This is a genomic window from uncultured Paenalcaligenes sp. (assembly GCF_947630565.1).
In the GTDB taxonomy this organism is placed as follows: domain Bacteria; phylum Pseudomonadota; class Gammaproteobacteria; order Burkholderiales; family Burkholderiaceae_B; genus Paenalcaligenes; species Paenalcaligenes faecalis.
This window is the reverse complement of record NZ_CANRIC010000003.1, coordinates 75,468-83,338: the sequence shown is the minus strand read 5'-3', so window position 1 is coordinate 83,338 and position 7,871 is coordinate 75,468. Positions and strand designations below refer to the sequence as shown.

Genomic DNA, 7,871 nt, shown 5'->3' with positions numbered 1-7,871 from the left:
CTGTGCACGTGCCAACCCGTCTGAATTCGGGTCAATACCAACCATTGCACCCATTTCAACGTGCTTGCCATTGCGCAGCACCTTGATCATCAAGTCCGTACCAATGTTACCGGACCCAATGATCGCAACCTTTAGTTTCTTACTGGCACTCATTCCTATTCTCCAGTTTTTTCCGTAATTAAAATTACCGCAGGATCTAAAGGCTCAGCAAACAAACGCTTCACCTCATCGGCACGGTAACTGATAGACATGCGCTGGTTAATATACCCTTTGTCGGTAATTTCACCGATTTCGATATTTGGCGCAGTATTCAATAGTAATAAACGACGGGTATGGCGCGAGGAGGCTTTGTTTTCTGCAGCCATTTTTTTCATGCCTGTTAATAAGGCTTGGCGAACAGCAGGAACTAAAGCGAGCTCATCCACATGCATTGTTTGACCCTCTGGCCCAGCTAACTCTCGTAAAGCTGGCGTAGGGAAAGCCAATACCGCAATTTCACTCTTATCATGACCACAGACAACACAATCAGATACGTAAGGAGCTAGAGCACTGACCAATGCAGGGCGTAATGTCCCTACAGATACCCATGTACCTGTTGTCAGTTTAAAGTCCTCAGTGACTCGACCATTAAACACAATTCCTTTTTCAGGATGGTCTTCGTCAAGTAAATAACCGGCGTCACCAATCATATAAAACCCATCATCATCAAACGAACGCGAAGCTAAGTCAAGGTCATTGAGGTATTCTGTAAATACCGAGGGCCCTTTGACTCGCATCTCTAGTTTGTCACCTGATGGCATAAATTTAATTTCAATCCCCGGCACGGGTAAGCCTAAATTACCTGGCTTATCAATGCGAAAGTGTACGTTCGTTAATACCGGTGTGGTTTCAGTTGCCCCCCACTCTGACGTAAAAAACAACGGGGTATCACGTACCTTGCTAGCCGCCTTATGAATGCGATCCCACGTATTCTGTGGCAACGCCGCTGCGGCGTAGAATAACGCGTCTAATTCAGCAAACAACGCATCAGCTAGCTCAGGGTCTTTTTCTATGTAGGGCAACAGCACATCGTAACCACGTGGTACGTTGAAAAACATCGTTGGACGCACATGCTTAACGTTTTCAATCGTACGCTCAATACGACCAGGCATGGGCAAACCATCATCAATATAAAAAGAACCACCATTACGCAGCACCATATTAAAGTTATGGTTAGCACCAAATGTGTGGCTCCAAGGCAGCCAATCGAGTACTCGTAGCTTACAGTTATCTAAAAAGCGCCAGCACTGTGCAATCATCTGCTGATTAGAGCAAAGCATCTTGTGGGTGTTTACCACAACCTTAGGTTCACCCGTAGAGCCGGAGGTCAACAAATAACGCGCATGACTGTTTTCCGTCAATGCATTAAATGCCTCCATCACGGCTGGTGTTTCGTCGGTGCTATAGAGCTGATCAATATGCACAGCACCCGGAATCGCCTCTGGGTCTTGTCCTACAATAATTGGACAGTCTGGTTTGACGCTGAGTAACGAAGGAGCAAAGTCATGACCATGACTAACAAAAATACCACCTGGATTTAATGACGCTAAAATCGTAGCTAATTTTGAATAGTCTTTACGGCCTTTCGAGTAAGAGACAGAAACAGTACCAATAGGAATCCCTACATGCATGGCGGCTAATGTCAGCATGGCATGGTTGAGATCATTGCTGGACAACACAACCAGTGGTTGCGCTGAACTCAAACCTAAATCTAACAGCCCTTGACCTAAACGCCCAACTACATCACGCACTTGAGCATAGGTTAACTCTCGCCAACCATCGCCTTCTCGTTCAGCAAAATAAAGGGCATCTGGCGTTTCTACAGCCCATTTTTCTAGCCACTCACCCACACAACGCGGATAAGGACCTAACGAATCGGGCGAACGCAAAATAAAACCACCATTATCTAAATGCTCAACTTCGACACGCGCTGGGGCTAATTGGCTCTCATCATCGAAAAAACTTTGCACTTCGGGTCTCCTGTCAGTAAATGGAGCAAGCATTTACCATTTATTTTCAAACTATATAGGTGAGCCTAAAACTCGATAGCCAGTCAAACTGGCTATCGGGACATACAACAACAAATACTAGGTTAGACGAACTGGCAGCTGACCTCGCCCAAACGGGTCAAGCGTAACTGCAAGTGATCACCAGCCTGAACGGGTACCATCGGGCCCAAAGCCCCTGATAGCAACACATCACCCGCCTGCAAAGGACGACCGACATTTACCATGGTACGAGCAAGCCATAAACATGCGTCTAATGGGTTACCTAAACAAGCAGCGCCTACGCCCATAGCGGCTAACTGGCGATTTTTGTTTAGGACCATGCCCTCTAGAGTTAGGTCTAAGTTGTTTAATCGTGTTGGGTTTTTACCCAATACATATGATGCGGCCGATGCATTATCTGCTACCGTATCCGTAATTGTGATTTTCCAATTTTCAATCGCGGAATCCACAATTTCTAATGCCGGTAACACGTACTCAACAGAGCTCATTAGCTCTGCCATCGTCACATCTGCATGATTGATGTCTTTACCCAAAACAAAAGCGATCTCGCCTTCGGCCTTAGGAGCAATTAATTTAGAGGCATCAATCTCAGCACCGTCTAAATACTCCATATCCGCAAACAACATACCGAAATCGGGCTGGTCTACACCTAGCTGCTGTTGCACAGCAACCGAAGTTAATCCGATTTTACGACCAACTAGACGTCCACCGGTATCTAAAATGCGCTGAGTGTTCAACTCTTGAACGGCATAGGCATCTTCGATGCGAGTAATACCGAAACGCTCTGATATAGGGCAGCAAGGGCGAGCCAAACGTCGCGCTTCAGCGATAACACTGGCTACCGCCTCAATTTGTGCTTTATCTGTCATGAAAAACTTCCAAGTTTAAATTTTACGGGCTAAGCTTTGCTTATACCCAGCTTCTAGCTCATCAATGAGCTCGGCAGCAGTATAAAGGGACTTGATCTGTCCCACACCCTGACCGGCAGACCAAATGTGTTTCCACGCTTTGGTTTCAGAAGCCATATTGCCCGAAAAATCAATTTCTGCTGTTTTTGCGGTACTCAAATCAAAACCGGCACGCTCTAGAGACGGTTTTAACCAGTTCGCCATCACACCACTCACTGATCGACTCGGGACAATATCTTCAATCGTCGAATTCACTAGCATTTCGCGGTATTCATCTGACACCATGCTTTCTGCTGCTGGAATTAAGCGCGTTCCCACTAGAACAAAGTCATAGCCCAACACGCGTGCAGCATGAATATCTGCACCATTGGAAACCCCACCTGCTAAGCCGATAGGGCCATCCCAGAACTCGCGAACCTCAGCGATAAAAGAAAAAGGATTGTATGTGCCGGTATGACCACCCGCCCCATTACAAACCAAAATAACGCCATCTACACCCGCTTCTACGGACTTGCGTGCCATAGCAGGTGTAATCACATCTGCCATCACTAAACCACCGTACTCATGGACCGTGGATAAGACACGCTTGGGAGAACCCAAGGCGGTCGTCACCAAGGCAGGCTTGTAGCGCTTAACTAATTCAACTTCAGCCTCAAAGCGGTTATAGGTTGAATGAACAATCATGTTCAATAACCACGGGTAGCTTTTACCCTCGTTTTTCTCAGGACCTAACTCTGTAGAAATTTTTTCCAACCACTGATCCAACTGCTCGACAGTACGAGCATTCGGGGCAGGAATACTACCCACAATGCCTGCTTTGGAGCACGCAATCGTTAGCTCAGGGCTAGACACTAGAAACATAGGTGCAGCAACAGCAGGTATACGCTGTGACTGTAGAAGCTTCAACAATTGGGCTTGAAGTTCTGCACGACTGAATGTATTTACATTAACGCTCATGAATTTTCCTGATTTTTGAAAATTAACCACCAGCTTTACGAATTTCCCAACCACCGTCACTATGAATAATATGTGCAGTAGTCAGGCCGGAATTTTGCTTAGATGCTAATAATACATAATGTCCGGTATGATCTTCTGGATTTGCAACACGTTTCAATGGAACCGCATCTGCTGCAGCCTGCTCAAACCCCGGAATTTCATTCAAAGGAACACTACGATGATTAAGACCATCCAAACTTTTCATCGGTGTGCTAGTCGCCCCAGGCGACACGCCGTTAACTCGAATGTCAGGTGCTAATTCATAAGCTAACTGACGAATCATGCCCACTAATGCGTGTTTGGCTGTGACGTATAAAATACCACCACCACCGGCATAGAAAGCACTATTCGACAAGGTAAAAATCATGGAGCCCTTGGATTTTCGTAAGGGCTCAATTGCACAACGTGCACCAAGCAAATAGCCTTGCACGTTAACTGCAAATAAACGCTGGAAAGACTCTTCGACTTTTTCAGGCTCTATACGATCTAAGCGCGTAAAATAATCGAAGACAGCAGCGTTCGCAACAAAGGTGTCTAAACGCCCAAATGTCTCTACCGTTGTATCTACGGCTTTTTGGTTATCCTCGTAACGCGTCACATCGCCTTGAATGGTCACGATGGCATCGCCCAGCTCATCTTTAAGCTGTTGCAATGCTGCTGCATCCCGCGCCATAACGCCTACTTTGGCACCTTCGGCCACATAGCGACGCACCACTGCGCTGCCAATGCCACCAGTACCACCTGTGACCAATGCCACTTGTCCGTCTAGCCACCCCATTGCGGTTTCCTTATAAGAACGTATTGATGTTTTTGCACAATAATGTCGCGTTAGGAATCAAGATTTTGCGGCGCAAAATTTTGAGTTCACCCTCTACACGACACAACACGTCTTCACGACGAGCCGCAATTTCAAAGTGCTCGTTTAAGCCTCGACTACGTATGCTGAACAAACAGGTGTGAACCACATACTGATCGGCTGATTCGCCAGCAAATACCTCGACGTTAGTGACCATATGAACGTTACGTGTTGGTGGGTTTTCTGCCCAAGCTGTCGCCTGTTTAAAGCGCTCAATACGACGCGTTAAATCACGTAGCCCATCATCAAAAAAGGCCATATGATCTGCTGAGTACTGCCCCAACTTGTCTTCACGACGGCGGTTCTCTATACCGGGCATCCAGTAATGAACGTCCTCGTGCATTAAAGCTAGCCAATCATCCCAACATTCCGTATCCAGTAAACGAGCCTCGCGGTACATAAAAGCGGTGACTTCACGTTCCACCTCTACAGAAACCAATTCATTTTTTACAGTCATGGAAGCCTCCGATTACTTGAGTTTGCCGTTATTGCGATCAGGTACACTTTTCCAGCTATCAGCCTGCAACATATCTTTCCAACGCTGATAGAAAGCGCGTGAGTTCGCCTCGTTAATCTGGCCTTTATACACATTGCCTGGTAGTTCTGAATCTGCCATGTAAGTATTCATGCCTAAGCCTACGTATAGGTCTTGGTAACGAGTCACCACACCACGACTGGTTTTTGTGCAGTATTCCCAGTTCTCACCGTCGTCCATTTCAAAAACGCCAGTTGGAGAGAAGGTCATCATTGCACCACGACGCCAAAGCTCTTTAATTTTCTCTGGGGCATTTTTATTCACGACTACCCACGTGTAGAGCTCAATTTTATTTGGGCCACGCGGTTGCCACACACGAACGGTATTCTGACCTGGTAGGTAAGAGAAGTTCGGGAAAATAGTGCAAGACGAAATCGCACCCGTTAACTGAGAACGGAACTCACCCAAACGCTCTGCAACTTTAGGACGTAACTCGTGTAAATATTTGTTGATTTCACGCTCGCCTAGTACCGCAGCATTACCAATCCCATCGGTTGCAAACTCATAGCCATGGCCATTCCAGTTCACAGCGTAGGACTCAGGAAGCTCACCCACATTAGCGACTGGACCACCTAACATCGCGCGTGCAGCGGAGTCATGAGTCCAACCACCGTGCAAAATGTCACCCACGAAGTTTTCTGCAGCGACTTTCCAGTTACATTCGTAAGTAGAGCGAATGCAACCACCTACAAACTCAGAGCCGCCTTCGTCCATATCGAAGATCACGTCTAAGTACCAAGTCATTGGCCCTAAGTACTCTTCTAATGAGGGTGCTTCTGGATCAAAGGTCGCAAACACAAGCCCTTTGTATGAATCAACCTGGGCCACTTCGCGCAAACCATGTTTGCTCTTGTCAAAGCCAGAGTCTTCATACGCTTTGGATTCGTGCATGCCACGCAATGCACCGTCTGGGCCAAATGCCCAACCGTGGTAGTTACAGACAAAACCACGAGCATTACCTGCTTCGGCAAAACATACTTTGTTACCACGGTGCGGACAGGAGTTAATCAACACTTTGATCGACATATCCTTTTGACGCACTACAATAACTTCGTCCTCACCCATTGTCGTTGTAAGGTAGTCACCGGCTTTAGGTAGCTGAGACTCGTGTGCCACAAACAACCAACAACGTGCAAAGATTTTTTCTAATTCTTGCTCGTAAATTTTCTGATCCCAGAAAATCTTACCGGATAAACGACCCTCTTCCATGTTGCAAAGATTGTCTAATCCTGGCAATACGGGACTCGTTTCAATGGGTTTTAAGTTAATAACCTTGCTCATAATTCCTCGATAGTAAAATCAGATGGAACAACCGACCTATATGGCTTAAACGGGACTGTTCGCGTCATCCGCAGCTTCAGCTGCTTCAGCGTCTAAATTAGCGTAAACCTCATCACCCTCAACCTCGACTCGATAGGTGCGCAAATCGCGCTCGCAAGGAAAGGTCATGGCTTTGCCACTAGGGATATGAAACTGTCCCCAATGCACTGGGCAAGTGATTAGATCATCATCTATATCACCTTCAGCCAAAGAGGCTGTTGCATGTGTGCAAAGGTCTGCCGTTGCATAGAAAGTACCCTCTAGGTTGTATACGCAGATATCACCGACATCAGAGTTTGGTACTTTTTTCATTTCACCAGCGGATAGTTCGCTGGCATTACATAAAAACACTTTAGACATTATTTTTCTCCGGCGATCAGTTCTAAGAAACCTAAGCCTGTTACCCACTCGGGTACAGGTTCATAGGCCACTATTTCGCCTGTAGCATTAGGAACTGCCGCCATAGCAACAGCAAAAGTACGAATTTCCATCGCACCATTACCGCCACGACGTAAAATTTCTTCGTTGGAATAAGAGCAAAGGGCTTTTAGATCACCGTTCACACCATGCTGTAGGATTTCTTGGTCAAATTCCGCATCAACCTTACCCATCTCAACGGTGCCTACCCAGTGACTAATTCCGCCGCTACCAATAATGACAACGCGTTCATCGTCATCAAAGGACTCAACAGCAGCACGAATTTGCTCGCCTAGATCGATACAACGATCAAAGGAAATAAAAGGATCTACCCCACATGCCAAGTACACAGGAATAGATGGCAAGGTGCGACCCAAGGCTTTTTCAGCAGGCTGAACCACAAACTGATGTGGAATAGCGAAAGCGTGATCCATCGTGAAGCTACGACCCACAGCCCAGTCAATACGCTGCTTTTCGCCTTCGGCAACAATATGATTCGCTAATTCTTCGTGATTTTTTACTACACCGCGCTCAAGCATAGGTAAACGCTCGATAGGGCCATCCACATCACCCACACCGATTAAGTAACGGGGTAAACAATGTGTGCCAAATAAGATGTAATGGTCACAACCCACAATGATCACAGAAGTCGGATTTAGCTCTGCCATGCGACGCGCGCATTCCTCGTAAGCACCCCAAACAACGTCTTGTTGTTCCTTTGGGGGAGCCTCTGGGGCAACCAACATCACTGGATCATGCGGCATCCAAAAACCGCCAACAATTTTACCCAT

General features: G+C 46.7%; 8 protein-coding genes and 1 pseudogene. All 9 read right to left on the bottom strand.

Features of this window, described 5'->3' with window-relative positions:
* Positions 1 to 153: pseudogene (locus Q0Z62_RS01440) on the bottom strand (acetaldehyde dehydrogenase); the annotation flags it as partial.
* A 2-nt stretch (positions 154 to 155) separates the two neighbouring features.
* Positions 156 to 2,009, bottom strand: a complete 1,854-nt coding sequence (locus tag Q0Z62_RS01435) for a feruloyl-CoA synthase (RefSeq protein ID WP_298050293.1) — start codon at positions 2,007 to 2,009, stop codon at positions 156 to 158.
* 122 nt (positions 2,010 to 2,131) lie between these two features.
* Positions 2,132 to 2,917 (bottom strand): fumarylacetoacetate hydrolase family protein, encoded by a 786-nt coding sequence (locus tag Q0Z62_RS01430; protein WP_269900883.1) that lies wholly within the window; start codon positions 2,915 to 2,917, stop codon positions 2,132 to 2,134.
* A 15-nt stretch (positions 2,918 to 2,932) separates the two neighbouring features.
* Positions 2,933 to 3,913, bottom strand: a complete 981-nt coding sequence (locus Q0Z62_RS01425; protein ID WP_298050292.1) for a nitronate monooxygenase — start codon at positions 3,911 to 3,913, stop codon at positions 2,933 to 2,935.
* A 22-nt stretch (positions 3,914 to 3,935) separates the two neighbouring features.
* Complete coding sequence (gene hcaB / locus Q0Z62_RS01420; RefSeq protein ID WP_269900885.1) at positions 3,936 to 4,730, bottom strand: 3-(cis-5,6-dihydroxycyclohexa-1,3-dien-1-yl)propanoate dehydrogenase; 795 nt, start codon at positions 4,728 to 4,730, stop codon at positions 3,936 to 3,938.
* A gap of 10 nt (positions 4,731 to 4,740) precedes the next feature.
* A complete protein-coding gene (locus Q0Z62_RS01415) occupies positions 4,741 to 5,265 on the bottom strand; it encodes a 3-phenylpropionate/cinnamic acid dioxygenase subunit beta (protein ID WP_269900886.1) in 525 nt (174 codons plus the stop codon).
* A 12-nt stretch (positions 5,266 to 5,277) separates the two neighbouring features.
* Entirely contained in the window at positions 5,278 to 6,624 is a 1,347-nt protein-coding gene (locus Q0Z62_RS01410; protein ID WP_298050291.1) for an aromatic ring-hydroxylating dioxygenase subunit alpha, read from the bottom strand.
* A 45-nt stretch (positions 6,625 to 6,669) separates the two neighbouring features.
* On the bottom strand, positions 6,670 to 7,023 hold the full coding sequence (locus Q0Z62_RS01405) for a non-heme iron oxygenase ferredoxin subunit (RefSeq protein ID WP_269900888.1): 354 nt from the start codon (positions 7,021 to 7,023) through the stop codon (positions 6,670 to 6,672).
* Positions 7,023 to 7,871, bottom strand: a complete 849-nt coding sequence (locus Q0Z62_RS01400; protein ID WP_269900889.1) for a hypothetical protein — start codon at positions 7,869 to 7,871, stop codon at positions 7,023 to 7,025. The genes Q0Z62_RS01405 and Q0Z62_RS01400 overlap by 1 nt, the downstream gene beginning before the upstream one ends.

What these genes read in the sequence shown, in the direction of transcription:
- Q0Z62_RS01430 (WP_269900883.1), bottom strand. Translation starts at nt 2,917, where the DNA reads ATGACAGATAAAGCACAAATTGAGGCGGTAGCCAGTGTTATCGCTGAA.
- Q0Z62_RS01425 (WP_298050292.1), bottom strand. Translation starts at nt 3,913, where the DNA reads ATGAGCGTTAATGTAAATACATTCAGTCGTGCAGAACTTCAAGCCCAA.
- hcaB (WP_269900885.1), bottom strand. Translation starts at nt 4,730, where the DNA reads ATGGGGTGGCTAGACGGACAAGTGGCATTGGTCACAGGTGGTACTGGT.
- Q0Z62_RS01415 (WP_269900886.1), bottom strand. Translation starts at nt 5,265, where the DNA reads ATGACTGTAAAAAATGAATTGGTTTCTGTAGAGGTGGAACGTGAAGTC.
- Q0Z62_RS01410 (WP_298050291.1), bottom strand. Translation starts at nt 6,624, where the DNA reads ATGAGCAAGGTTATTAACTTAAAACCCATTGAAACGAGTCCCGTATTG.
- Q0Z62_RS01405 (WP_269900888.1), bottom strand. Translation starts at nt 7,023, where the DNA reads ATGTCTAAAGTGTTTTTATGTAATGCCAGCGAACTATCCGCTGGTGAA.
- Q0Z62_RS01400 (WP_269900889.1), bottom strand. Translation starts at nt 7,871, where the DNA reads ATGGGTAAAATTGTTGGCGGTTTTTGGATGCCGCATGATCCAGTGATG.